Annotated in this window: 18 protein-coding genes, 1 tRNA gene and 1 pseudogene; 7 read left to right on the forward strand and 13 right to left on the reverse strand. The window is 68.1% G+C overall.

Features of this window, described 5'->3' with window-relative positions; all coding sequences use genetic code 11:
- Nucleotides 1–222: 222 nt before the first annotated feature.
- Both ACWFRU_RS40680 and ACWFRU_RS40685 read left to right on the forward strand, forming a co-directional pair.
- A pseudogene (locus ACWFRU_RS40680) lies at nt 223–320 on the forward strand (transposase); the annotation flags it as partial.
- A 407-nt stretch (nt 321–727) separates the two neighbouring features.
- The gene (locus tag ACWFRU_RS40685; RefSeq protein ID WP_453693646.1) at nt 728–1,099 is read left to right on the forward strand and encodes an HIT domain-containing protein; all 372 of its coding nucleotides are present in this window, start codon (nt 728–730) and stop codon (nt 1,097–1,099) included.
- Nucleotides 1,100–1,105: 6 nt separating this feature from the next.
- Here the strand turns inward: ACWFRU_RS40685 and ACWFRU_RS40690 are convergent, their stop codons facing one another.
- The 12 genes from ACWFRU_RS40690 to ACWFRU_RS40745 form a co-directional block, all read right to left on the reverse strand.
- Nucleotides 1,106–2,185, reverse strand: a complete 1,080-nt coding sequence (locus tag ACWFRU_RS40690; protein WP_453693648.1) for a UDP-N-acetylglucosamine--N-acetylmuramyl-(pentapeptide) pyrophosphoryl-undecaprenol N-acetylglucosamine transferase — start codon at nt 2,183–2,185, stop codon at nt 1,106–1,108.
- Nucleotides 2,186–2,265: 80 nt separating this feature from the next.
- A tRNA-Ala gene (locus ACWFRU_RS40695) sits at nt 2,266–2,340 on the reverse strand.
- A 194-nt stretch (nt 2,341–2,534) separates the two neighbouring features.
- Nucleotides 2,535–4,205 (reverse strand): proline--tRNA ligase, encoded by a 1,671-nt coding sequence (locus ACWFRU_RS40700; protein ID WP_453693650.1) that lies wholly within the window; start codon nt 4,203–4,205, stop codon nt 2,535–2,537.
- Nucleotides 4,202–5,308, reverse strand: coding sequence for a glycosyltransferase family 4 protein (locus tag ACWFRU_RS40705; protein WP_453693652.1), 1,107 nt, complete (start codon nt 5,306–5,308; stop codon nt 4,202–4,204). Before ACWFRU_RS40705 ends, ACWFRU_RS40700 begins: the two co-directional genes overlap by 4 nt.
- A complete protein-coding gene (locus tag ACWFRU_RS40710) occupies nt 5,305–6,039 on the reverse strand; it encodes a WbqC family protein (protein WP_453693654.1) in 735 nt (244 codons plus the stop codon). Before ACWFRU_RS40710 ends, ACWFRU_RS40705 begins: the two co-directional genes overlap by 4 nt.
- Entirely contained in the window at nt 6,036–6,779 is a 744-nt protein-coding gene (locus ACWFRU_RS40715; protein WP_453693656.1) for a PIG-L deacetylase family protein, read from the reverse strand. Before ACWFRU_RS40715 ends, ACWFRU_RS40710 begins: the two co-directional genes overlap by 4 nt.
- Nucleotides 6,776–7,300, reverse strand: coding sequence for a dCTP deaminase (gene dcd, locus ACWFRU_RS40720; RefSeq protein WP_453693658.1), 525 nt, complete (start codon nt 7,298–7,300; stop codon nt 6,776–6,778). Before dcd ends, ACWFRU_RS40715 begins: the two co-directional genes overlap by 4 nt.
- Entirely contained in the window at nt 7,297–7,857 is a 561-nt protein-coding gene (locus ACWFRU_RS40725) for a dCTP deaminase (protein WP_453693660.1), read from the reverse strand. Before ACWFRU_RS40725 ends, dcd begins: the two co-directional genes overlap by 4 nt.
- On the reverse strand, nt 7,854–8,663 hold the full coding sequence (locus tag ACWFRU_RS40730; protein ID WP_453693662.1) for a TauD/TfdA family dioxygenase: 810 nt from the start codon (nt 8,661–8,663) through the stop codon (nt 7,854–7,856). The genes ACWFRU_RS40725 and ACWFRU_RS40730 overlap by 4 nt, the downstream gene beginning before the upstream one ends.
- The gene (locus tag ACWFRU_RS40735) at nt 8,651–9,688 is read right to left on the reverse strand and encodes a metallophosphoesterase (protein WP_453693664.1); all 1,038 of its coding nucleotides are present in this window, start codon (nt 9,686–9,688) and stop codon (nt 8,651–8,653) included. Before ACWFRU_RS40735 ends, ACWFRU_RS40730 begins: the two co-directional genes overlap by 13 nt.
- Nucleotides 9,689–9,835: 147 nt before the next feature.
- Nucleotides 9,836–10,468 (reverse strand): rRNA adenine N-6-methyltransferase family protein, encoded by a 633-nt coding sequence (locus tag ACWFRU_RS40740; protein ID WP_453693666.1) that lies wholly within the window; start codon nt 10,466–10,468, stop codon nt 9,836–9,838.
- 236 nt (nt 10,469–10,704) lie between these two features.
- Complete coding sequence (locus ACWFRU_RS40745; protein WP_453693668.1) at nt 10,705–11,376, reverse strand: GNAT family N-acetyltransferase; 672 nt, start codon at nt 11,374–11,376, stop codon at nt 10,705–10,707.
- Nucleotides 11,377–11,556: 180 nt separating this feature from the next.
- Between ACWFRU_RS40745 and ACWFRU_RS40750 the strand changes: the two genes are divergently transcribed.
- The 4 genes from ACWFRU_RS40750 (at nt 11,557) to ACWFRU_RS40765 (ending at nt 15,761) form a co-directional block, all read left to right on the forward strand.
- A complete protein-coding gene (locus ACWFRU_RS40750; RefSeq protein ID WP_453693670.1) occupies nt 11,557–12,861 on the forward strand; it encodes a helix-turn-helix transcriptional regulator in 1,305 nt (434 codons plus the stop codon).
- A 12-nt stretch (nt 12,862–12,873) separates the two neighbouring features.
- Nucleotides 12,874–13,512: a hypothetical protein gene (locus tag ACWFRU_RS40755; RefSeq protein WP_453693672.1), complete on the forward strand. Its 639-nt coding sequence runs from the start codon at nt 12,874–12,876 to the stop codon at nt 13,510–13,512.
- 1,290 nt (nt 13,513–14,802) lie between these two features.
- Complete coding sequence (locus ACWFRU_RS40760; protein WP_453693674.1) at nt 14,803–15,465, forward strand: restriction endonuclease; 663 nt, start codon at nt 14,803–14,805, stop codon at nt 15,463–15,465.
- A gap of 17 nt (nt 15,466–15,482) precedes the next feature.
- Entirely contained in the window at nt 15,483–15,761 is a 279-nt protein-coding gene (locus ACWFRU_RS40765) for a hypothetical protein (RefSeq protein ID WP_453693676.1), read from the forward strand.
- Nucleotides 15,762–16,009: 248 nt separating this feature from the next.
- Here ACWFRU_RS40765 and ACWFRU_RS40770 read toward each other — a convergent pair whose 3' ends face one another.
- Nucleotides 16,010–16,852: a hypothetical protein gene (locus ACWFRU_RS40770; protein WP_453693678.1), complete on the reverse strand. Its 843-nt coding sequence runs from the start codon at nt 16,850–16,852 to the stop codon at nt 16,010–16,012.
- 724 nt (nt 16,853–17,576) lie between these two features.
- Between ACWFRU_RS40770 and ACWFRU_RS40775 the strand changes: the two genes are divergently transcribed.
- Nucleotides 17,577–24,710 (forward strand): NHL domain-containing protein, encoded by a 7,134-nt coding sequence (locus tag ACWFRU_RS40775; RefSeq protein ID WP_453693680.1) that lies wholly within the window; start codon nt 17,577–17,579, stop codon nt 24,708–24,710.
- Nucleotides 24,711–25,024: the final 314 nt, after the last annotated feature.

The raw sequence follows: 25,024 nt of genomic DNA on the forward strand, positions 1-25,024 counted from the left end.
CACCTGCCGAATACGAGACCACGTACTACCGCGAAACCACGAAGCCCCAGGTCACAGTCACGACCTAGAGTCTCGATCAAACCCGGAACGGTTCAACCACCGGATTTAACGAACTACCGGTAGGTGGCTGTTCACAGCTCAGTTCTGGTAGTTCGCTCGGGGTCTGACCGCTTGCCGGGCGGTGACCGGCTGGAGGACTTCGCGGCTGAGGCGTTCGCACCGATGGCGCGGTCGGACCAGCGGGCGAAGGCGGCCCGTACCTGCGGGGCCTGCTCCTGGACGGGCGGCGTAAGTCGATGCAACCGATGGCCCGCCGGCTCGGCGTGGTTCACCAAGGGGTGCAGCACAAGGACGGGCTCTGAGCTGGCCGACGGGCGGCAGCAGGAGGATTGCGTGGGTGAGGGCACGAGCCGTCCCGTACGTGCCGTCGCGCATCGGGTTGTTCGGCGGCCGTCGTTGACCGAGTGGGTGGAAGCGATACGGGGTCTGTCGGGTCGGGCACTCCGCCTGCTGCTGGAGGGCGATACCGCGGGCCGGTCCGTGAAAGGGGTGGCCGCCGATTCATTCGGTCATGAGTACGCAGTGTTGACGAACGCCGTTGCATTGATGAGGTGTTGGGCGATTCGGTTGTCGGCCGATGGCTCGCTACGCTGGCATCGGCGCCTGCCCGACGATTTCGTCGGGCAGGCGCCCTTCCGACATTGCTGCCCAGCGAAGGTGTGCATCTGTGACCGCGACCGTCTCCGACTTCTACTGCCACCAGGCGCTGACCGGCGCGGTTCCCATCGAGAAGGTGCGGGAGACCGAACGGGTGCTGGCCTTTCACCACACCAACCCTGCCCATCCGGTGCACATCGTGGTGATCCCCAAGGAGCACGTCCCCTCGCTCACCGACCTCGGCAACGCCGATGAGGGCTTGCTGAACGAGGTGGTAGCCGTGGTGCGGGAGGTGGCCGCCGGAGTGGAGAAGGAGCATGGATCGTGCTCGGTCGGAACGAACCTGGGTCTGTACCAGGAGTCCAAGCACCTCCACTGGCACGTGTACTACCGGGGCGAGAGCGAGGCGGAGATCCGCGATATGTACGGCAACCACGACTGACCGGCGTTACCGGAGCGGGTCCGCCGCCTGCAGGACGATATCGGCGACGTGCTCGGCCGCGGCCTCCGGTCGGGGGCCGCGGCCCTGTCCGCCGCAGGGGACGGCGGACAGGGCCGCGCATGCCTGAACGAGAATGCCGGTATCGGTCAGTTCCTCGTCGGCGATGACACGGCAGCGTTCCGGGTGCTGAGCGGCGTAAGCCCGCGCGTTGTCGAGCTGGTCCCCGCGGCTGACGGAGGCCGGCAGAGGCACCAGGACGGCAGGCAGTTCGAGGGCGGTGAGTTCGGCCAGGGTGGTGGCCCCCGCCCGGCCGATGACGAGATCCGCCAGGGCCAGGGCGTGAGGCATGTCATCGTGCAGGTACTCCAACTGCCAGTACCCGGGCCGGTCGGCGAACTGCGGATCGAGGTTGCCGTTTCCGACCACGTGCAGCACGCTGTGCTGCTCGCACAGGGCGCCGAGTTGCGTGCGGACGGCGGTGTTGATGCGCTGCGAGCCGCTGCTCCCGCAGAAGATCAGCAGAACCCGTTTGTCTGCGGGCACGCCCAGTCGGTCGCGCAGCGCCTCGGGGTCGGCGTCGGTAAGGTCAGCGCGCAGCGGCAGCCCGGTCACCTGGGACTTGTCGTGCATCCAGCGTGGTGTGGGGCTGGATGCGGGGACGCTCAGGCAGATGCTGGTGGCCAGGCGCCCCAGGATCTTGTTGGCCAGTCCCAGGGAATGGTCGCTCTCGTGGATGACCACGGGGATGCGGGCCAGGGCGGCGCCGATGCCGACGGGTACGGAGACGTAGGAGCCCTTGGAGAACAGGGCGTCGGGCCGTTCGCGACGCAGTGCCATGAAGGCGGCGAGGATCCCCCGGGCGACCGTGAACGGCATCAGCAGGTTGCTGGCGGAGCGGTGGCGGCGCAGCCCGGCCGAGGGGACGTGGCGAAAGGGGATGCCGACGCGTTGGGCGTAGTCGTGCTCAATGGTGTTCTTGCGCCCGAGAAGGACCAGTTCGGCGCCGCGGTCGTGGAGTTGGCTGGCGACAGCGAGGGCCGGAACGACGTGGCCGGCGCTGGCTCCGCCCGTGATGGCGATTTTCATCGGTCCCTTTTCTGAAATGGCCGCATTGTGATCCGATTGACGGCCGTATGGTCCTTCCTGTGGCGTGAGCGGTGATGAATTGGTCGGGTCGGCTGGATTTGAACCAGCTCCTCGGCAACGCTTTTGCCGTGCTCCACCGATTGAGCTACGACCCGCTTTGTACTGCGATGACGAGGACGGTAGCCCTCGTGATGGCGCCGGTCAACGGGGTCGAGCGGGCGGTCGAAGGGATCTCGCCGCCGGTGAACCCGATGAATTCCTTGGTCGAACTGCGCGTTTCGGCATGCTCGTTAAAGGCGCCACCGAATCGATGCCGTCCTGGTGATTTCGATATTCTATTGCGCTGGTTCTATATCTGCGTGAACGGGTGTCGGTCGGTGACGTGGCTGAGATCGGTTCCAGCGGTACGTCCTGTGGAGCGCGTGATGACTTCGATTTCGGTGTCGGGGTGGCCGGGGGAGAGGACGGCGGTATGGGGGAGGCCCAGGAGGCGGGCGTAGCGGAGCTTGTCGCCGGCGGTCAGGGGCCGGTCGTCGACGAACACGCTCACGCCGTGGGAGGTGAGGTCGCGGGTGATGCGGTCCGCGCGTTCACGCATGACGGGCTGGTCCGCGCGCAGCACCACGAGGTGGACGTCGGCGGGACCGGTGCCCGGCTTCCAGCGCAGGCCGTGCCGGTCGCGGTGGAGGTCGGCGGCGGTCTGCAGACAGCGGGTGATGCCGATACCCGAGCAGGCCATCCAGGGGGTGATGGGGTGGCCGTCGGGGTCGCTGTAGCGAAGTTTCATCGGGGTGGCGTACTGGGTGCCCAACTCGAAGACATGGGCGACCTCGACGGCGCGGAGGGCGCTGTAGTGGCCCTGCTGGCAGGCGCCGCAACCGCTGCGGTCGACGGCGTGGTGGAGGTCGAGGCCCCTGGGGTGCAGGGCGGCCAGGCCGCGGGTGCCGCTCCAGCGGACGCCCGTGCGCACCCCGGCGTGTCCGTCGGAGATGCCAAAGGTTGCCAACTCGGCCGCGGACTGGTCGTACAAGGGAAGGACGTCGGGGGCGCTGGCGGCGTCCCAGGGGGTGAGGGTGCCGGCCTGCTTGCCGAGCATCTCGGGCAGGAGGTCAGGCTCGATGAGGTCGACCCGGGCGGCGCCGGTGGCGGCGGCGATCTTGCGGGGGCTGACGTGGAGGTCGGAGCGGATGGCGACGGCTGCGGTCTGGGTGGTGCAGTCGTGCCTGGTGAGGGTGAAGGCGATGACGTTGACGACCGGGTGGGGTCCGGGAGGCGGGGGTAGTGCGGCGAGGACGGCGCCGTCGCCTCGGGTGCCGCAGTGGGGGCAGGCGACGAGGGTGCCCTGTCCGCTGTCGGCAAGGACGAGATGTTCGGTGCTGGGACCGGCGGAGATGCTGCCGCCGTCCGCGGGCGCGGTGAACACACCGGTCAAGCCCATGCCCGTCAGGGCCGCGGTGCAGGCGTCGTTGAGGAAGTCGATGGAGGCGCGCATGGTGTCGGGGCCGGTGTCGAAGGTGTAGGCGTCGGCCATGGTGAACTCGCGGCCGCGCATCAGCCCGCCGCGCGGGGAGAGCTCGTCGCGGAACTTCCGTGTGCTCAGTGACAGGCGTACGGGCAGGTCCCGGTGGGATCGCAGGTGTTCGCGGACCGTGGAGGCCGCGATCTCCTCGGAGGTGGGTGCCAGGCACATCTCCTCACCGCCGGAGGAGGCCACCGTCAGCAGGGCCCCTTCGCGGCGGTAGGCGTTCCAGCGGCCGGTCTGGTCCCACAGGGTGCGGCTTTGCAGTGTGGGCGGAGCGAAGGTCAGTGCGCCGCGCTCCTCGAAGGCGCGGCGGGCGATAGCGCTGAGCCGGTCGTGCACCCGGACGCCGAGCGGGAGGAGGCTGTGTACGCCGGTTGCGTCGGTGCGGGCGATCAGACCAAGGGTGTGCAGCAGATCGAGTGTCGAGGCTGAGGCGTCGCCGGTGCGGGGCCGCACCGGCGGCCACAGACGGCTGGCGTACAGGGGGATGTCGTTCATCGGGTGCCGTCCATCGCGGTGCTCGACAGCGCGGCCAGCCGGCCGACGGTGTGGGCGACGTCGTAGCGGCGGGCGTTGGCGACGGCGCCCTGGTGCAGGATCTGCCGTGTGGCCGGGCTGGCGGCCAGGCCGTCGATGAGTGCGGCCAGGGCGCCGGCGTCACCCGGCGGGAAACTCAGGCCGCCGGTGCCGAGCGTGGACTGCAGCCCGGGAAGGTCGCTGTAGAGAACCGGCAGTCCGTGCGCCTGGGCCTCGACGGCGACGAGTCCGTAGGCCTCCAGCGTGCGGGTGGTGAACAGCATCGCGTCGAAGTCGCAGAACCGCTTGAACAGGTCCTGGCGAGGAAGGAACGGCTCGAACGTCACGCGGTCGGCCATTGCCAGCTCGCTGGTGCGCCGGGTGAGGGTCTCGAGTTCGCTGCCGTTGCCGATGACAGTGAGCTGGTGCCCCGTGGTCTTCGCCAGTGCCTCGATGGCGGTGATGGTGGACTTGTTGGCGTCCAGACGGCCTGCGTGCACCAGGCGCAGCCGGTTTCCGGCGCGCGGGGGCGCGTTTGGCTCCGGGGGCAGCGGGATGCCCCAGGGCACGATCATCAGGCGGTCGGTGTGGCGGCCCGCGGTGAGCCGGTCGACCTCGGCGGCCATCGCCGCGGTGGGGATGATGGCACGCACGCTGGCGTCGACGATCTCGTTCAGGACGGCGCGCGCCTGCGCGTCTTGGGTGGCGGCGATGACGTCGGTGCCGTGTGCGACGGACACCACCGGCGTGCTGCCGGCCGCCCGCGCGAAGGCGAGAGCGAGCCCGAACCCGAGGTGCTGGGCATGGATCAGGTCCGGCTGGTGGTCCTGCACGAGGCCGCGGACTTCGGCGGTGAGCGCGTTCGCGTACGCGTCGAAGCCGGGCCCGTACGGAGCTTTCAGCGCGGCGAGTTCGGCGGTCTCGGTGAATCCGTGCTGCCAGGTCCCGCTGCCGGGCAGGTGCGCGAACACCGTGCGGTATCCGTGGCCGGTCAGGCGGGCGTACACGTCGCTGCACCAGATGGTCGAGCCGCACGAGGGCTCCAGGGGCAGATCGATGCCGGTGAGAATCAACGGGCGCCTCATGCGGTCGCCTCCTTGGATGCGTGCTGCTGGAGGTAGGCGGCAAGTCCGGTGCGCAGGAGCGCGGCGGTGCCCGCCCAGCCGAGCGAGCAGACGGTGTCGATCACGGACAGGTTGGGCTTGAAGCCCTGCCGCCCCCAGGCCTGTTGGTAATGCGGGTGGCGGTCGGCGTAGTCGTTCCACCGCACCTGCACGCCGTGCTCGGCCAGCGCCGCGGCGTCCAGATAGGTACGGGTCCCCGAGCCCGCCCACAGGACATCGGCGCCGGTGGCCGTGCAGATGGCGGCCAGGCGCCCGGTCCGGTCCTCAGCGCCGATGGCCAGTTCGGATGTGAGCTGCAGGCGCGCGGGGGCGCCGAGGGCGGCCCGGATCTGGGTGAGCAGGTCGAGGTTCAGGTCGACCAGCCACGCGTGACCGGCGCCGAGGACCGGCCGCAGGACGTGCAGCATCTCGTCGGCATGTGGGGTGCGGGTGTAGGCCAGGCGGATCGTGCGCAGCATGCTGTCGGCGTCGAAGGAGACGGCGATGGGGGTGTCGCGGATCAGCTGCCCGGGGGTGCGGCTGACCGGGACGGTCAGCCATTGCGGCCCGTCGGCCGTCTTGATCCGGTTGCGGTTTTGGTAGCCGCCATCGGTGTAGGGCACGTCGTCGTACAGGGCGACGGTGTCGCAGGCGAAGAGGGCCTCGCAGAATCCCAGCCACGGGGCGAAGGGTGGCTGCTCGATGTAGATCATGAGCGGTCCTCCTGCGGAAAGAGGGTGAGCACGGAGGTTTCGAAGGCCTCGTAGGCGCGCCCCGTTTCGGCTGCCGCGGGGCGCAGTTTCCATCCGGCCTGGGCGGCTCGGTGGTGGGTGTAGTCCTTGCCGAGATACCAGCGGCCGGCCTGGGTGCCGTGCGCAGCCAGGGCGGTGACCTTGTCGTCCAGGACGTCGGTGATGTCGACGAGGACGGTCGGGGCGAATGCAGACCGAGGAGCATGGGGCTCTCCGTGCAGCACGGTGTGGCAGCTCGTCACGCGGGTGGCGGCGTTGACGGCAGCACTGGCCAGCGCCCGGTGGTCCTGATGATCGGTGTCAGCGTGGAGGCTGTGAGTGATCAGCAGCGTGCAGCCCAGCCGGGTCAGTTCGGCCTCCACAAGGGAGATCATCTGCCGGTCGGCCACCAGCGCGCCGTCGGTCAGGCCGAGGAAGGCGAGCTGGATTCCGGTGTCCCGCCAGGCCGCGCGGACCTCCGCTGCCCTCTCGTCCGTGCCGAGGCGGCGGCCGGAGGCGGCCTCCGCCACGGACACGCCGTTCGCGCCGTGGGTGACCACCACCACCGCTACGGCGGCCCCGGCCTGGGCGGCGCGGCGCAGCGTCCCGTAGCAGAGCAGCTCGGCGTCATCGGGATGAGCCACCAGCGCCACCACCACCTCGCTGGTGCGGTCGCACACAGAACTGCGCGGCTCGCGGCCCAGGGCCGCAGGCGCCTTCACCGGGCCTCGAAGTCGAGGTGGGACTTGGAGGGTTGCGGACCACAGCTGCCCTGATACTTGCCGTCGTACAGCACGCGTTCCCCGGTCGTCTCCCAGAAGGTGACCTGCCCGATCCGGAGGCCCGGCTTGATGCGCACCGGCTGCACGGCGTGCAGTTGCAGGGTGAGCTGACCGAAGGAGCCGAGGTCGATGAGGTCGGCGGTGACGTGGACGAACAGGCCCAGGCGGGCGATGGAGGAGCGGGCCCGAATGATGGGCACGCAGTGGTCGCTGCCGATACGTTCCCGGGTGGAGGCCAGGTAGATGCGGTGCGGATAGACCATGAACCCGTCGGCGGGGATGGGGTGTTGCTCGAAGGGGTTGTCGCGGGCGCAGTCCAGGGCGTGATGGGTGTAGTAGCCGATGGTGTCGCCGAGGTGGAAGTCATAGGAGTTGGGCTGGGCAAGGTGGGAGTCGAACGGCTCGATGCGGATGTCGCCGTCCTTGACGCGTGATGTGATCTCGGGGCCGGTGAGGATCATGCGGGTATCTCCTGGGGGAGCGGGGCGGGCGCCGCGCCGCGGCCGGCTGCTGCGTGGGGGGACCAGGCGGCGGGGATGCTGAGGGTTCCGTAGTGGCCGCGGTAGGGGGAGCGGCTGCCGGACGGCTGCCAGAAGGAGACCTGGCCCGCGCGCATGCCCGGATAGACGTGCAGAGGCTGCACGACGGTGATCTCCAGGGTCCAACGGTGCATGGCCCCGAGTTGGCCCAGGTCGGCGGAGATTTCCAGAAAGCAGCCCAGGCGCCCGAGAGAAGAGCAGCCGATCAGGTTGGTGACGAAGTGGTCGCTGCCGATCGTCTCGACGGTCGTGCCCAGGTAGACGGTGTTCGGCTGGAGCTCGAGGCCTGTCGCGGGCAGGTCGATGGTGCGGGTCCGGGCGGGGACCGTCGGGTCGGCAGGCCTGCTGATGATCTCTTCGAGCTGGCTGCCGAGGTGGTAGTCGTAGCTGTTGGGGTTGAGCCCGGTCTCCTCGAAGGGGGCGATGGTGATCGCCCCGCTGGTGACGGCCTCGTGGATCGCGGGTCCGGTCAGGATCATCGTGCGCTTCCTCCCGATAGGGGGCGTCGGCCGTACGCCTGCTTGAGGAGGCGGCGCTGGTCGGGCGGCAGGCCGCTCTGGCCCGGCCCCAGAGGCATGCGTCCATGGGCGTAGCGCCATTGGTCGAAGACGAGGAGTTGGCCAGGCTGCAGCCGTATGGTGGTCCGCCGCGCCTCCGCGGCGGCTACGAGACGGCCGAATGCGGCGGCGACCCGCTGACTGTCGCTGTCGATCAGCTCGCCACGCTGAAGGTGGGGGAGCATTTTGGAGGTGAACCGGATCGGCTCGCTGCCGTCGAGGCGTCTGGGCAGGACGGCGAAATGGGCCAGGCCCTCACCGACTCCGTGGACGCCGTGGTCGGTGAAGTAGGAGAAGACCGGGCGCTCCAACAGCTCGCGGTCGGCCCCGTCGAGGTCGCCGACGGCCTGGTGCAGGTCACAGAGCGCTGAGGCACCTCCCGCCGCCGGATCGGAGCGCACGCAGTACAGAGCGATCAGGCGCGGTGTGTGATCGCGGTCGACGAGGTCGACATGCAGCCGGTTCTCGCCGACGCCGTGCGTGCGCCCGGGGTCGACGTCGTCGCGCACCGTCAGCTCGTCCCAGCAGCCCCGGCCCGGGTAGAGGGAGAGCACGGTGCCCAGGTTGGACAGCAGGCTGAGCGCGAGGTCCAGGTTGCGCAGGTGCTCGCCGGGTTCAAACGTGACGACCGCGCGGCCGTCGCCGGCGTCGAAGGCGCGGGCGAAAGCCGCGGGTGCGGTCGGGCCGTAGGTCAACTCACGGCTGGGCAGCATCATCAGGTTGGGCATGTCGGCTCCAGGACGGCGAGGAAGGCGTCGTGCAACGTGCATGGCTGGGCAGGGGGCCGCGCGGGAAGCTGCAAGCGCTCGGCGACGTAGGCGGTGGTGGCGATGCGACCCGGCACGCTGCTTGCTGGTCTGGCGAGGGCGACCGTGAGGTCCTCTCCCAGCTCTCGCGCCGAGGCGACGAGGTCACTCACCCGGTGTGCGCCCTCAAGCACCATCAGGTCGCTGTTGAAGGGGGCGCAGGCCCACAGCGCCGCCCGCGTCACCTGCGCCGGAAGGCCGGCGCGCAAGGTGTAGGTGTTGAGGGCGAACGCGTCGGCCCCCGTGTCCTGCAGCGCGCGGGCCGCCACGAGGCGGGCCGCGTCCCGCCGATGCGGCTGGGCGGCCGGGAGCCGGCCCAGGGGGCGCGCGCCCCACGCCGCGAACGCCTTCAACTCGTTATCGATACCCATGTCGGGCAACGCGTGCGCGGGGGCGCCCTCGGTGAGGGTGTCGTGGCGCACGCTGACGGGCCCAGCGGCCTCCAAAGCGATGCGGAGCAGCCCGGTCCCGTGGGCGGATGGCTTGGCCACATGCCGGTCGTGCTTCGTCCACTGCGTCCAGGGCGAGTGGCAGTGCGAGGCGATCACCGTGGTCAGCGGCCACCCGGCTTCCTGGTCGGCAACATCGACGAGGAAGCCGCTGTGACTGACCCCCACCACCACGTCGGCTCCCGCCGAACGCAACGTGTCGGCCTCGGCGGCGATCAGATCGGCCGTCGGTGCCTGAAAGGTGAACCCCGCGCGCTCCTGGGGAGGGATTGCTTGAAAGGCCTGCTCCCCCAGGTAGCCGACGATCCCGACGCGCAGCGACGCACCGTGCAGCAGCAGTCCGGGTGACCACCGGCCGCCGAAGGTACGCGGCGGGCGGAGGTTGGCGCACACGACCGGCGGGAAGAAGTCGGGGCGCTCCAGCCGCATCAGATCGGGCAGGTCGTGATTGCCGGGAACGACCGCGTCGTACAGCTCGGCCAGGAGCCGTTCCTCCACGCGACCGCTTGAGTAGGCGTAGAACGCGCTGCCGGAGTACGAAGTCTCCGGCGTCGATGACGAGGGACCCGGCCTGGCGCCCAGTTTGCAGCGCGGACAGGGCACCGCGGCCGCCGGGCAAGGCGGAGTGGAAGCAGCCCGTGGCTATCAACTCCTGCACGGGGACCTCCGGCCGATCGCGAGCACACGCAGCGGGGTGGGCGCAGGCGGCCAAAAGGAGACGCGAGCGATGCCGTCGACCTCTTCCACCACTAAGTCCGTGCACGTTGACAGCAGTTGCACACTGGCGCTGGGCACGACCACGAACCCGTACTCAACGCGAGGGCAGGCGAACACGTGCCGGATCAAAGCAGTGGACAGCTCAGGATCGAACGGCATGATCGACACCAGGGCGCTCCCGCAGTCCAGGCCGGCTGCCAAGTCCAGATGGCGCACGTCGGCGATGGTGACTCGGGCGCGCTCCCCGAAGAGGGCAAGGCGTGCCGTCAGCTGGCTCCGCAGCCGCTCGTCCTTCTCTACGGCCCAGATGCGGTGTCCGGCAGTTGCGATCGCGGATGAGAGCGTGCCCAGCCCTGCCCCGACTTCAAGGACTCGCGCACCCTCCGGGATACTCGCCCGCTCGAGCAGGGCGTGGGCCGCATCAAGCGTCCGCAGGAAGTGCTGCCCGAGCTCCCCACGGGTCTGGAAGCCGTGAGCGGCATATCGGTCGGCAGCGCCTGCTAAGGACGCAGGTTCGGCGGCGCCGGGGGCGGCCGCGGGTCGGGCGACGGACGTCGTCATCGGTGTCTCTCGCTTCCGGGGGCTGGGAATAGAGGGTGGTGATGGTGGAGGTCATCGCACTCGCACGTCCTCGGAGGCCGGCCCGTGGAGTCGGCTGGTGAAGAACTGGTGCGGGCCGCGGCCTCGTTCACGAGGGCCGGATGGCGGCGACTGTCTCAGCAGTGGCGCTCTCGGTCCTCGCCCTCACCGGCGCAGCCTGTGGTGCCAAAGCGGACAGGTCGATCGCGCCAGTCGCGCTACACGTGCAGAAGGACGTCGACCGGCGGCGGCAGGGCAGGGGTCCCGAAGAGTTGCCGGCAGTAGTCAAAACCCTCCGCTTTGGTCGGCTGTTGAGGCTGTCGATGCCAGCGGTCAGCGGTGAGAACGGTGTCGTGGGCCTCGACCAGGCGGTGCCCGGCAGCGAAGCGCCGCACCCCGTTGGGCTCGTAGCCGAGCCTCTCGGACACACGACGCGATGCACTGTCGCCTGCGAAGGCCGTGGTCATGACCCGCTCGGCGCCCAGGCAGTCAAAGGCGAGGCCCAGAGCGGCGGTGCGCATCTGCGTGCCGAAGCCTCGACGCTGGAAGCGCTGACCGAGCCAGAAGCCCGTGTGCGCTTCACGGGTGACACGGAAGTCGCACGCCGACAGGCTTTGTTCGCCGATCACTTCTCCGTCGTGGAAGACGGCCAAGAGCAGACTCCAATTGTCCTCGTGCCAGTCGCCGCGGGCCTTCCAGTGGGTCTGCACCACCTGGCGGGCAGTCTCCTCGGCAGGGCCGGGAGCCCAGGGCCGGGAGAGGGCAGCTCCCCGCGGAGCGACGCCGTCGGCCGCTACCTGAGCCAGCTCGTCGAGCTGCCTGTCGTCGGGGATGCGCAGAACCAGATCGCCGGTGGTGAGGGTGAGCTGGGCAAGCGGCCAGTGGCGCATCGGGCTTCTCCAAGGGGTATCGAAAGCCGGTCAATGGCGATCACAAATGGGGGGCGGCGGGAAGCTGCTGGAAGTACAGCTCACGTGTTCGGTCAGATACAGGAGTTGGGTGTAGTCCCGGTGTAGTCCCGTGCCACGCGCAGTACGCTTTCCGTGACGCAGGATGATGGGATGGCCCCCGTGGACAACCTGATCCGCCACCCGCTTGCCTATGCCCGCATCGAGCGTGGCTGGACCCAGCCCAACTTAGTGCGCTTGATCCACCGGGCCGCCCTGCGCCGAGGGCTGCGCTCCGGGGTGGACCGTCAGCGGATCTGGAAGTGGGAGACCCGCGGCGTCGTCCCCGACGCCGAGTCCCAGATGCTGCTTGCTGACGTGTTTGGGATCGATCAGGCCGTCGTCGCTGCCCTTCGGTGGCCCCAATGGCTGCCCGGCCGGGACAGTTCGATACCCCTCGGGCCCACCAGTACCGTGCCCGCCCTCCGAGAGGCCCTGCGAAGCTCTATGGATCGCCGAAATTTCATCACCTACAGCTCTGCTGCGTTAGTCGGCCTCGCCCACCAATGGGCCGTCACCGAGCCTCAAGCCCTGGCCAAGACACTGGACGGCCGGGCCGTTGATGGGGAGCTCGTTGATCTGCTGGAGGCCACCGGGCAGAGACTCACCAGTCTGGTCACCGAGCAGCGTCAGCACACGCGCTCGCTGCTGGACGCTCACCTGACGACTGTCACCGACCTGATCGACGGCGGCACCTGCACCGAACCCGTCCGCCAGCGCCTGCACGGACTCGCCGCGCGACTGAGCCAGACCGTCGGATGGCACCGCTTCGACCAGGGCAAACACGCCGCCGCTGCCCGCTTCTGGCACGGAGCCCTACACAGCGCCCATGCCTCCGGCGACCGCGATCTCGGTGCCGGCGTGATGTCTGACATTGCCTATCAGGCAACCTGGTTGAAGGATCCGAAGACGGCGGCCGAGATCCTCGAAAGCGCCGTTGGTCGCACTCAGCACCCCACCGCCCGTTCCCTGCTCAGCCTCCGCCTCGCCCGCGCTCAAGCCGCGCACGGAGAAGATCGGAACTGCCGCCAGTCCCTGGCCAATGCAGAGCGGGAACTTGCGCGAAGCGCAGGGGACCCGCCCGCCTGGTGCTCCTGGATGTCACCAGCCGACCTGCTGGTGGACTCCGGGCAGTGCCAGCTCGACCTGGGACAGCCCGGGCGTGCTCGTGACCTGATCGAAGAGGGCATGGCCCTACTTCCCGACGCGCGCGCCAAAACGCTTGCGGTCTTCCTCACCGCCGAGGCGAGCAGCTACCTCAAGACGGGTGAAGTCGACCGGGCAGCGGAAGCCGCCACCCAGTCCCTCGCCCTGGCCACACGGATCGGCGCTCCGCGTTGCGTCACGCTCGTGAAGGAACTCGCTCCCGGCTTCAAGAAGTACCGGGGCGTCGAGAGCGTCGATGTGCTCTTGGAGCAGGTCCGCTGACGCGTGACAACTATGGACGAAGAGTTCGCGGAGCGGCAGGCGGACGTCACGCGTCTGCTGCTCCACCATGTCCAGGCACCTCTGGCCGACACTCTGCACATCCGGGGCATCCTGCCCCTCCCGGCCCCGGCCGAAGCCGTCCGCGTCGTCACAGGCGCAGCGGACTCCTACACTCCGAACCGCTTGATGGCCTACGAGATCCCCCTTCGGGTGCATGACGACATCGTCACGGCACATGACATCACCGGGATTTTGCGGACGCTGACCGCTGGCACTCGCATCTACCCCAGTGATCGCATCAGCAGCGTGATGGGCATGACCCTCGTCCACGTGGACCCCGCCTCCGTGGAAGCGGCCACGCCCACAGGACAGGACAATGCGCTGACGATCCTGCGCACCATCGCCGATCCTTTCACTGAGGAGCAGCCGGACCCGCGATTGCTCGGGTTCCTCTTCCTGGATCAAGATCGGCTACGGCTGTACCTGGACGTCCAGGACGCTACCGGTGTGATCGCCGCAGACGTTCGACCGTCCGGCGCTGTCACCGCGCTTCTCGCGGCCCTTCCATCCTTGATCGTCGAGGACGAACGCATGGTGGAGGACAGCACGGACCCCCACTGCTCCTACGTTGTGGGACTCACCAGCTGGTAAGAAGCATCGGCCGACCGTCGGCACCGCCGCGCACCCGCGAATTGATGCGCGGTGGGTGCCGGGGTTCAGATAACTGGTGCCCTAACACCGAGTGGTGATGGTTCTGCCGACCGCCCCCGTGGAAGGTCCAAAGTGACCAGTTCGGCCCCTCGCGCCGTTTACCCCGTCCATCGCTGCCTGGGTCACGGCCGGTAATTTCAGCTTCCGCCCCGTCATCGGTGATAGCGAACCCGAGGATGACGGGCCTTGCACGGCCCCTCTGCGGGCGGAGAGTGCACGCTCCGGCCCACCCTGAGCACGGGGAACAAGATCGTCACTCCGGACGCCTGCTCGCTCGCCCAGCGCCCTCGCCAGAGAGGTAGCGCCGCATGAGGCGGCAAAGCTGTAGACGCCTTCGCTACGGCCTGCATTCCGTGGGGTGCGCATCCCGCATCCCGCCGCCTGGCTGTGTAGGGTCGCCGGCCGCCAGTACCTGCACCGCCCCGTGCGTGAGGAGTCGATCGCCTACACCCCGGGGCTGCCCGGCGAAGTGTGGCCGCTGACCGCAGAGGAGCTCAAGGAAGGAGGCCCCGGCCGCCCTGCCCCAGCTGCAGCCTGATCGTCGGCGACGCCCAGAGCCCGCGGTCGAGCAAGTACAGGGCGACTATCCCGGCGTAGTGGACGTGGTCAGGATCACGCTGCAGTCCGGGTCAGCCGTATTCGGCTTGTTCTCGGCCTCCGCCTCGCATGAACAGCCTGGTCATGGCCTTCCGCCGCAGGCGCAGGGGGGCACCGGCGTCTGGATTCCGCCGCTTTGGGCCGCCCGTTCGTGACGTGTTGTCAGTCCCGGATGGTGTCCTCGGCTCAACGGACCGGTCAAGCACCGGGAGTTGAGGTGGAGGAGGGGCATGCCCTGGGTGGAGGAGCACGAGCGCGGCGGCAGGAAGGTGCGCCGGTACTTCCGTTGGGCGCCGGGCGCGCGGCGGGACCTGTCGATTCTGGTCCTGTTGGGGATCGTGATCGCGGGTTACGGCGGGACGAGCGGTGCGTCCGGCAGCGGGGGTCGGGGCCAGATGCGCGACCGGCGCCGACGGCTACGTACCCGGTGCGCTTCGAGGGCCAGGAGGATCCGAAACCCGCACCGCGGCCAACGGTTTCCTACCCGATCCGGTTCGAGGACCAATGAGCTTGGACGCAGCGTCCGGTGGGGGAGGTCAGGTCCTCTTGCCGGGGCCGGACAGGCCTTCCACACTGCGGACCAGGGGCACGGGGAGTGGGGGAGTGATGGCGGCACGACGACGGCGTCGGCGGATGAGGAAGCGTACACGCCGGCAATTGCAGGGCTGGGGCGCGGTGGCGGCGATCGTCGCTGCGGTGTGGGTGGCGGGCAACTGGGCGAGTGTGTGGCCCGTCCTGGTGTGGGGGCTCGCCATCGCGGTGGCGGGCGGGGCCGGGTGGAGCCTGTGGCGGGCGCACCGGCTCGCGCTCGGGCGCGACCGGCTGTGGCGGGCACAGGAGGACGCGAAGGCGCGGGAGCTGTCGATGACGGAGGTCGACGCGCTGTCCTGGCAGGAGTTCGAGCACTATGTCGCCGATCTGTGCCGGCGGGACGGCTGCACGCAGGTCGTCGTCAGCGGCAAGAGCGGCGACCTGGGCGCCGACGTCATCGGCTATCTCCCGGACGGCCGCAAACTTGTTGCCCAGTGCAAGAAATACGCGCCGCAGCGCAGCGTGTCCTCGCCGGACATGCAGAAGTTCGTCGGCACCGCCCGCCTCGAGCACCGGGCGGATGTCGCCCTGTTCGTCACCACCGGACGCTCGTTCACCAAGGACGCCCTCGGCCAGGCGCTGCGCCAGGACATCGTGGCCCTCCATCGCGACCTACTGGGAGCCTGGGTCAGGGGCGCTCGCCTGGAGACCCTGATTCCGTTGAACGGAAGCGGCGGCGGCACCAGGGGGCGCCCGCCTGCATGACAAGAAAGCGGTGTGCCATGGACGGCGATGAAAGCTCGCAGCGCGTCATGATCACGGTGGAGTTCGAGTGCGAGGTGACGGATCCCCACGCACTGATCGAGTACGCCAGGCGCTACTACCGCGCATCCCCGCTCGATCCCGGAGGGAAAGAGGTGGAGAACGTCCCGGCTGCTCTCCTGATGGCTTCTGATTTCAGAAGTATGCGTGCGCTGCCCGGACACGGGGATACGAGTGTGCCCGGGGTGGAGATACGGGACAGCGCAGTGACGTTCGATCCCGATGCTCGGTGGAGGTGAGCCCCTGCAGCCCAGGCGTTGCCGAGGGCGGCTCCCGTAAGAGATAGCCGTTCTGGTCCGGCGCGGGGTAGCCGGACAGCGGTCCCAGGCCTCGTGCCGGCCACGTCCGCGGGTGGTGTATTGACGGCCACTCGGTGATCTCGTTTTGAGGCTATGCGGTGAGTTCGGTGGGTAGGTCGCTCTCGCTGGTTTCTGACTCGATCGGGTGGAGGCGGGCCTTGGCTGGGAGAAGGTGGCGGGGAGGGGGATCACTGTGCCGCGAAAACCTCTTCGGCCATCTCGTGGTCCGTGACCGATCCTCGCGGGGCGTTCACGGGAAAGGGGCTGCCGAAGTCGCTGTAGGACTCGTCGAGATCCTTGGCCGGGTAGGTGACCCGCAGGAGGAGGGGAGTGCCCTCGGCGGCGATGTGGAACCGAAGGGGTCCCCCCTCGCGCTCGTACGTCAGCTTGATCGTGGGCTGCCCCTGCAGGGTCCCCCGCTCCCGCGCCGGTTTCGCCGTGGCGAGTGACTCCAGGGAGGGTATCCGCTTCTCCAGCCACGTCCGCCGTGTCTTGGACGCACACATGTCCCGCATGACTTCGTAGACGGAAGCGTTGCGCTTCACCCACCGGTCAGCCATCACCCGCACGCGTACCGGATCGCTCTTGGCTTCGGGTGCCATCATGAGAGCTTCCCTGCTGCCGCGCGTGTAGAGCGCGCTCGACGTCACCACGAAGTCCAGGGAGCGGGCGCCCTTTCGGGCGTGGGTCTTACATTCCGTGCTGTCACCGCGCACCGCACTGTGAAGGACCGTTGTTCCCTCGCTCTTCGTGCGACGGGTCGAGCGGAGGTAGTCCTCATTGAGCGTCGCGTCGATTGCTTTGTCGACGAGCCGTGCGGCACGGGCGCCGCCCGCCCCGCCGCTACCTGAGGCCGCGGACGCTGACGCGCTGTCTGCGGGCCGCTTCGAACTGCCCGCGTGGCCGCGCTCCTTCGTGCCGTCGACGCCCGAGCCGCACCCGGTCAGAACACTGAGTGCGACCGCCGCGGCCGCGACGGCTGTTGCCGATCTTCGGGCATGTTGAAGCGGCGTGCCGGTGTGGTGATGCATTGAGGTTCCCCCCTGGGAGCACAACAGATGGTGAAGCCATGATCCACGGCCTGTCGCGGTTCCGGGCGGCAGGGTCGCCAAGTTCGCAGACTGCATGGACCCAGCGGCGAGCCGCCCGACGACGTCCTGCACCGCTTCACGGAGTCCTCCGGCACAGCGGCGGACCTGGCGGGCCCTCCACGGCAGGCTGAGCACCGCCTACTCCGCCCTGGTGCACCTCGCGTACAAGGAGTCCGAGGAGCCGGCGGCGAATACCAGAACACCAACGCCGGCTTCGCCATCCTCCTCGCCCTAGACAAAACGGTCGCTGCCGAAGGCGCCGTCAACCTCTTCAGCAGCATCTGGATCGAACCCGTCCAACGTCCTGGCGAGTCAGAACCCTGCTTCGTCGTCATCATCCGCATCCCCGGCGGACGGGATAATCCAAATACCCTGCGTCCCGCCCCCGCCCCCACTCCCGCTCCCTGACCCCCTCCCATGGCACCAGCCGTGGCGTTCGGACGCAAAGAAACCCAAGGATCACCGGCCGAGGCCGGTCCTCGCTGTGGACCCGGTCGAGACAACCCAGCTCCTTTCAGCTGATCAGCCCTGCCCACGGAAGGCAGGGGCCCGGCATCAAAGCGGGTGAATACGCTTTTCGGCGCGTTGTGTTCATGGGGGCGGGGCGGGAGTCTGCGGGCACGGGCCGGGCTGCGCCTGCCCTGCCCGTGAGGGGGGATTGGCCGTGATCTACCGGCTGACCGGGACGGTCGAGGGTTTGCTGGGTGTGGAGTGCCGTGAGGCGTTGGCGGGATCCACTGTGCAGCTGTTCACACCGGCCCAGGGTGTGCAGGTGCGGTTCGCGCTGCTGTCGAAGGGACAGGTCCGGGAGCGGAAGGCCCGGCTGCTGGCCTCTGCGGTCCTCGACGACGCCGGACGCTTCAGCATGGATCTGCCCGAGGGTGATGCGGGCTATGACGGCGGGCCTGTTGAGGTCGGGTTGCGGGCGATCGTGCCGGAGGACGCCGGCAGGAAACCCACGGCCGCGGAGTGCGCCCTGCTGACGTTCACCCCCTCCTGGCAGCAGACAGACGACAGCATGGTGGGGGAGTGCGTCTGGCAGTACGCCCTGCCCGCCCCTGACTGGGCCCGGGTCCGCGAGCGGCTGGGCGCGTACGTCATCGCGGGCCGTCTGAGCGCCCGTGACGGGATGGCCCCGCTGGCCGGGGTGCGGGTGGCGGCTTTCGACGTCGACGTCGTCCAGGACGACCCGTTGGGGAACGGCACCACGGACACTGAGGGCTGGTTCCGCATCAACTATTCCCCTGCCGCGGCCCGCCGCACCCCCGTGCCCGGCGTGCGCCAGGAGGCGGGCGGCGCGGACATCTACTTCACCGCCCAACGCGACGGCCGCCGCCTGCTGGACGAACCGCGCACCGCGGGACGCCGGCGGGAGCGCCGCAATGCCGGTCCCAGCCTGTGCGTACGGCTGCGCACCGATGCCGCGCCGCTCACCCTGACCATCGACACCCCGTCGCCCGGCAAGATCACCAACCAGCCGCAGCTGACGCTGACCGGCCGCGCCAGCGAACCCTGCCAGCTGACCCTCAACGACCGGCCCCTGGACCTGGCAGGTGACAACCGGTTCACCGCCGAAGTCACCCTCAGGGAAGGCAGCAATCCGCTGGTCCTGCAGGGCACCGCGCACACCACCGGCGCCCGGGCCCGCCGCGAGCTTGCCGTCGTCCTGGACACCGCCGCCCCCGCACCACCGGATCTCACGCTCATCACCGCCGAACTCGACGACGACGCGACCACCGCACACCTGCGCGGCGCCGCCAAAGCGCTCGAGCCCGCAGCTTTCCTCGACGTCACCAACACCCGCACCGGAGAGCAGACCCGGGCTCAGGCCGACACCGGGGGCGCCTTCACCGCCAGCCTCCCCGCCTTGCCGGGCGACACGCTGTCGCTAACCGCCCGCGACACCGCCGGCAACACCAGCACACCCGTACAGCTGATCGTGTCCCGCAAGCTCCCGCCCGACCCGGCCCGCGTTGCCCCGCCGCTGCCCACGACCACCATCACCCCGCTGTCGCAGGCCACCGCCTACCTCTACACCGGTGCCAATCCCATCCAGACCGGAGCGGATCCTGACGCCTTCACTCCTTACCGGGCCGCCGTGCTCCGCGGCCGCGTGACCACCGCGACCGGCAGCGCCCTGCCGGGAGCGACCGTGACCGTGCATGATCATCCGGAGTACGGGCAGACCCTCACCCGCGCCGACGGCTGGTTCGACCTCGCCGCGAACGGCGGCGGCCGACTCACCCTCGTCTATGCGAGGGACGGCTATCACACGGTCCACCGGACCACCGACACCTCGTGGCAGCGCTACAGCCTCCTGCCTGACGTGACGCTGATCCCCGCGGATCCGGCCGTGGCACAAGTGGAGTTCACGGCCGCCGCACCAGCCCGCATGATCCGCGCGACTGCCGTCACCGACCACGACGGCACACGACGCGCCGGTCTCTTCATCCCGGCTGCCACCACCGCGACCATGCACCTGCCCGACGGCACCAGCCAGCCGCTGGAAACCGCGCATGTGCGGATCACGGAATACACCGCGGGAGACCGGGGTGCCGCAGCCATGCCCGCCAACCTGCCCCCGGCCTCCGCCTACACCTACGCCATCGAGTGCACCGCCGACGAAGCGGTCCGGGCAGACGCCCAGGTCCGCTTCAACCAGCCGGTACAGCTGTACTCGGAGAACTTCCTCGGATTCCCGCCCGGCGTCACCATCCCGCTCGGCGCCTACAGCCGAGACGACGGGCACTGGCAGGCCGAACCGGACGGACGAGTCATCACTCTGCTCGCCATTACTGCGGGCAAAGCCGACCTCGACCTCACCGGCGAAGGACAAGCGGCCTCACCCGCAGACCTCGAAGCCTTCGGCATCAGCGACGACGAACGCCTTCACCTGGCCGCAACCTATCCGGCCGGCCAGCAACTGTGGCGCGTCCCTCTCAATCACTTCACGCCCTGGGACTGCAACTGGCCCTACACCTGGGGCCCTGGTGCCGCCTACCCCAAGATGCCCCTGGTCTCAGCCGCTCCCTACACGCCGAAGTCGTGCAAGAAGCACGGGTCCGTCATCGATGTCGACAACCAGATCCTGGGCGAGCGCCTCTCGCTGGCAGGCACAGGCCTGTCACTGCACTACAGCAGCGACTGCACGGCCGGCTTCACCGCGGCACGCACCCTGCACATCCCTCTGACCGACGCCAGCCCGCCCGAACCGCTCAAGCGCATCGAGCTCGAAGTGGAGATCGAGGGCCGTCGCTTCCAGTCGTCTCACGCGCCCGCCGCAAACCTGACCCATACGCTTGTCTGGGACGGCCTGGACTGCGCTAAGCGCCCCGTCACCGGGGCCCGGCCGGCGCAGGTAACGATCACCTACGTCTATCCGGCTGTCTACGTGGCCCCCGCCGACTTCGCGAAGTCCTTCGCCATGACCGCCAGCTCCGGCCGTTCCGGCGGCGGGGGTGGCGGGGGCCGACCGCTGGGCAACCGTGCCCGCCTGGAAATCTCCATGCTCCAGACCTACACCACCACCATCGGAGGCTGGACCGCTCCCGTCCAGGACGGTCTGGGAGGCTGGTCCTTGGACCTGCACCACTCCTATGACAGCACCGTGCACACCCTGCACCTCGGTGACGGCAGCCGGCACAGCGCTGCCGCCTTCAGTTCGGTCATCACCACCATCGCCGGCACCGGCCGGCTTGGCTTCGGCGGAGACGGCGGCCCCGCCCGGCAAGCTCAACTCGGCGGGGTATGGGACCTCGCCGTCGCCCCGGACGGCTCCCTCTACTTCTGCGACACCAATAACGGCCGCGTGCGTCGCATCGATGCCGACGGCATCGTCACCACCGTGGCAGGAGGGGGCCCATTCCCCGCACCCCCAGACCGAGGAGACGGCGGACCCGCCACCAAAGCACAGCTCAACCAGCCCATGGGCATCGCGATCAGCCCAGACAACACCCTCTACATCCTGTCCGACATGAGCATCCGCAAAGTCGACCCAAACGGGATCATCACCACTCTCGCCAACCTCTACAAACGAGAACATCAGCCCATGCGCGGCCTCGCACTCGGTCCCGACGGCAGCCTCTACACCAGCGAAACAGGCCGATGCATCTACCGCGTCGCTCCAGACGGATCACAGTCGGTCTTCGCCGGCGGCGGGAACGCCTTCCGCGACAACGTGCCCGCCACCGAGAGCCTCCTGGACCCCTACAGCCTGGACTGCGGCCCCGACGGCAGCGTCTACGTGGCAAGCCAACGCCAGGCCCGCGTCCGCAAGATCAGCCCGGACGGCATTATCACCACCATCGCCGGCAGCGGAGCCCAGGGCTACGAGGGCGATGGCGGACCCGCCACCCAGGCCAAACTTTTCGGACCGTACGGCGTAACGCTCGGCGCCGACGGCACCCTCTACATCACCGACAACACACGCATCCGAGCCCTCGCGCCCGACGGTGTCATCACCACCTACGCCGGCAACGGCCAGAGCGGCGACGGCGGCGACGGAGAACCGGCCACCCACGCCCAGCAGTACAACCCCTACAGCCTCGCCTCAGACCCCAACGGAGCCCTCTACATCGGGTACCCCTGGAGCAACCGCATCCGCAAGATCGGCACCCAGTTCCCCGGATTCACCACCGGTGAATTCGCCGTACCCTCCTCCGACGGCCAGCAACTGCATGTCTTCGACATCAGCCGACGCCACACCCGCTCCCTCAACGCCTACACCGGTGCCGCACTGACCACCTTCCACTACGACGACAACGACCGCCTCACCTCCGTGGTCCACGGCAATCCTGATGAGCACAACACCGTCACCATCACCCGCAATACGGAAGGGCGCCCGACCGCGATCACGGGCCCCGACGGCCACCACATCGAACTCACCCTCAACCCTGACGGCTACCTCACCCAACTCACCGACCCAGCCGACGCCACCACCCAGTTCACCTACCACCCCGGTGGGCTGCTCGCCACCCTCACAGACCCCCTCGGACACAAGCACACCTACACCTACGAAGGCGACGGACGGCTGGCCACCGACGCGGCCCCCGGCGGCAGTCGCACCGCCCTCGCCGCCCAACGCGACGCCATCAGCCACAAGGTGACAGCACTCAGCGCCGAGAGCCGCGAATCCACGTACACCGAAGAGCGCCTGCCCACGGGAGCCGTGCGCCGTACCAGCCGCTGCTGCGGCGAACGCGAAACCGTCACCTCCATCGCAACTGACGGCAGCCGGACCACCACCACCCCCGACGGCAGCGTCTATGTCGAAAAGACCGACCCGGACCCGCGATGGGGCATGCAGGCGCCGTTCGCGACAGAGAGCGCCATCACCACACCCACCGGACTGCGCAGGCTCACCATCACCGAACGGTCCGCCGACCTAGCCGAACCAGGCAATCCCCTCAGCCTGACTCGTCTCGCCGCACGCACCACCAGCGACGGCCACACCTACACCGCAACGTACGACGCTGGCACCCGTACTTGGACCCACACCTCACCCACCGGCCCCCTCACAACCGTCACCACTGACGACGCAGGACGACTGGTCCGCATCCAGACCGCATCGCTCGCTCCGCTCACCGCGACCTACGACGACCGCGGTCGCCTCGCCACCCTGGCCCGGGGCACCGACGACGCCGTCCGCACCTGGACGTGCCACTATTCGGCTAAGGGCCACCTCGATCAGGTCACGGATCCGCTCGGGCGGGCCACCACGATTGCCCACGATATGGTCGGCCGCCCCAAGGCCATCACCACGCCGGACGGCAACAGCCTCCGCATCGGCTACGACCAGGTCGGCAACCTCACTGCTGTCACGCCCCCCGGGCGTTCCCCCCACACCTTCGACTACGACGGGGCCGGCAACCTCGCCGCCTACAAGCCCCCGCCCATCACTGAGGTTCCGGAGCCGACGCGATTCACCTATGACGCGGACCGTTTGCTCTCCAGGATCGACCGTCCGGGCGGCCGGACCACAACCCTGGTCTATGACGAGGCAGGGCGCCTCGAACAAATCAACAGCGGCGGCCACGCCATTGAATGCGCATATCTAGAAGGCACCCGCCGCCTGGCCACTGCCACCAGCCCTGCTGGCGTCACCCTCGCATACGTCTACGACGGCCCCCTCCTCACCAGCGAGTCATGGCGAGGCCCGGTCACCGGTACCGTCCGACGCACCTACGACAACCGGTTCCTCCAGGCCTCTCAGCAAGTCGGCACCGAAGACCCCATCACCGTCACTCACGATCCCGAGGGTCGGCTCGCAACCGTCGGCGACCTGCACATTCACACTGATCCCGCAACGGGACTGCGCATCGGTATGACCCTCGGCGCCGTCACCGAAACATGGAAGCACAATCCGTTCGGCGAACCTATCGAGCACCACGTGAAGCACAACGGTACTACCGAGCTCTACACGGCCAGTTACGAACGGGACCTGCTCGGCCGTATCACGGGCAAAAACGAAACCCTCGATGAGGCCACTGAACACACCAGCTACAGCTATGACGACCTCGGACGTCTTCTATCCGCCACCGTCGACGGGAAAACCAGCAGCTATACCTACGACAGCCACGGAAATCGCACCACCGTCACCACCAACGGCACTACGTTCACCGCCACCTATAACGACCAAGACCAGCTTATGGCCTTTGGAGACCAAACACTGCACTACGGGACAGAGGGTGAACTTGAGCGGATTATAGATGCTACAAAGGGCGCAACCCGCTATCGATACGACACCTTCGGAAACCTCGCCACGGTAAATCTACCCGAAGGGACCGCAGTCGAATACCTCCTCGATTCCTCCGGCCGCCGGATTGCCCGCTTCGTCGACGGAAATCGTACCTCCGCCTACTTATACGACGGATTTATGCGCCCCATTGCGGAACTAGACACAAATGATCAAATCATTGCTCGCTTCGTTTACTCGGGGAGTAATGGATCCCCCGCCTACCTAATCAAGAACGGGCGAACCTACTGCATTATTTCCGACCAGCTCGGTAGCCCTAGGATCATATTCGATGCACAGACTGGACATATTGTCCAGCAATTGAAATATTCCCCTTGGGGTGAGATCACCGAAGATACGCGTCCAGGTTTCCAGCCCTTTGGTTTCGCCGGAGGCCTATATGATCCTGCCCTGGGTCTGCTGCGCTTTGGCTTGCGTGATTATAGTCCTCGGACGGGGCGTTGGCTCACGAAAGATCCGGTTGGTCCTCTAAAAGGCGGGTTGAACGTATATGCTTACGTCCACAATGACCCCATCAACCTTTCGGACCCTAGCGGTTTATGGGCGGCGGGTCCAGTGGTAAGCGTTTCGGCGGAAGCCGGACTGTGGGCTGCTGGTGGCGCAGGAGTGACGGCAGGCTGGGCGAACTTGACCTTCATTGATCCTAACGGTGCGGTGCACTTCGCTGGCGCGGTCGACGTCGGCGCAAGCGCGGGTATGGGGTTCGGATGCTTGAAAGCGAGCTTCCCGGAATCGCCATTTGACGCGCCAGCCTGCGGCGGAGAACAGGGCATTGATTACTTCTGTATACCCGTCTGGATTCTTGGTGCCGCCGCAGGAGCTGGGGTGGGATTCGCTGTGAGTAATGCAAATAGCCCGTCGGATCTTAAAGGGGCGGCCCAAACCTTCTCTATTAATACTCCCCTAGTGTCGATCCAATTCTCTGTAGCGCCAAGCGGTGTCTGGATTGCATCCGTGACTGCCGGCCCTACTGCTTGGGGAAGCGTAAGTACGTATCCCACGAACACATGGATGCTGGAGTATGCAAGCATCAGAATGCGCTGAATTTCGGAACTGCTACGAACCGGCAGCCTGCACTGGCTCCCTCGACAGCGAAGCGGGCGTGGCCTACATTCACCCAGGATACTGCGTATTGGGAATTCCTCCCGGAGGGTGGAATTCATTCGACTGGAAGTTGTAAAAGTTGTCGAAAGGCCCGCCGTCCCGCCTGTGATTGGTTGGTGTTGTGGGGGAGGGTCTACCGCTGGTCTCGCGGTCGCAGGACCGGGGACTGGCCCGGGAGGTGGTGGTAACGCTCGGAGGGGGTTTGTTGGTGTGCCGGGTGCATGTTGGCCTGGGGTGTTGTGGGTTCGCTGAGA

This window comes from Streptomyces sp. NPDC055099 (genome assembly GCF_053607685.1).